The 1,418-nt window shown below is 37.9% G+C and carries 1 protein-coding gene; it reads right to left on the reverse strand.

The annotated features are described in order from the left end of the window. Positions 1-214 precede the first annotated feature (214 nt). The gene (locus ABVT42_RS22330) at positions 215-1,291 is read right to left on the reverse strand and encodes a hypothetical protein (RefSeq protein ID WP_353898191.1); all 1,077 of its coding nucleotides are present in this window, start codon (positions 1,289-1,291) and stop codon (positions 215-217) included. Between the last annotated feature and the right edge of the window lie 127 nt (positions 1,292-1,418).

Below are 1,418 nucleotides of genomic sequence, written 5' to 3' on the forward strand. Positions count from 1 at the left end.
ATTTCGACCAAAAAGTTGAGAGTTATTCTAACATTTTTGGTCGAAAAAGGGGTTCTTGATTAGAGATTATTTGTTAAATATCAGAAGGTTAGGCTTTTTTTCAGGGGCGACGAAGTAGATAATATTACTAATTAACTGATATTTGGTCACAGAAGTGACCGAAAATAATTACTTTTGCTTATTGACTAGAGAATGGCTCATATGTGTTAGAACACTACTTTCTAGCATAGTAGTCCTTACTTTTTTCGAACAATGGAAAGTCCAACAAGGGAATTCCATAGGAAAAACTAGGTTCTATTGATTCTCGTTTTGTTTTAGGGTTGAAATGTTGGTGATCTGGACCAAATGGCACAGCAGGATGATCATCAGCCGAATCTATGCGGTGAACCTGTTTGCCTGAAGAGTTAAACAGCATATAAGCGTAGTCCGTCAGCGTGTTAAGTCGAAGCAACCACGACCAACCATCTTGCATTTCGAACCGAATGTGCCAACCTCGCTTTCTCTTCTCTGGCTTATCAAATTGTGCATTCAAATTTGAAGCAATTATATCAGCTAAAGGAGTGACCAAATCATCGGGAATATGATCTAACTTTATTAAGTCTGGAATATCTAGGTTTAAGAAAAATAGAGTGCCAAAAAACTTGAGTATACAAGGGTGTTTACTAGCTTCTAACCTATGAGCTTCACAAAGTGAAATGGATAGCATAACAGTACTATATTCACTCAGTGTGGTAGTGGCATGGTGACCGGCTGAAGCCCCACAAACAGCACAACCATTTCCTTTTGTGACAAGCATTGCCTTATCTACTGTTGTGTTTGAAACCCGTCCATCTGCAAACTCCGTAGGGACAGAATTAACTTTTAACTGGTGTGCTTTCCAGTTTTTGAATATTTCAGAGTATTCAACTGAATTAAGAATATCTAATAACGAGATCTCCGATTGAATATACTTCCATGAGCCTATATCCCATGGTTTATCTCTTCGAATATCGTGATCTCTTGACGGCTTATATCTATAAATTCTTGTATAGCCACAATCTTGATTAGGGTAAAAAACAGCCCACCCCCTACCTTCATTCTTTAGCCAAAACAGTTCGTTTGCTTCTTCAATTAACCTTTCCCAATATTGAAGTTTATGAGTGACTAACTCCAATATGTGCTCTTTCCTTTTTGGAAAGTCCAACATATTCAGACTCATCACGCATATGTAACTATCCATGACCTTGGCAGTTACTTCTGCATCACTTAAAGACTCATAATTTTTATCTATAGATAGTAACGGTATCTGCATACTTTCCTTAGTGTTCTAACGTCGGTAACACGAGCAAATGAAAGTGGAGGCGAAGCCGGAGCTATTATTTGTCATCGTGCTTACCTTTGTTAAATCCGGCCTCACTACCATATATCTTTTTTAGCTC

This window comes from Aliikangiella maris, assembly GCF_040719265.1.
In the GTDB taxonomy this organism is placed as follows: Bacteria; Pseudomonadota; Gammaproteobacteria; order Enterobacterales; family Kangiellaceae; genus Aliikangiella; species Aliikangiella maris.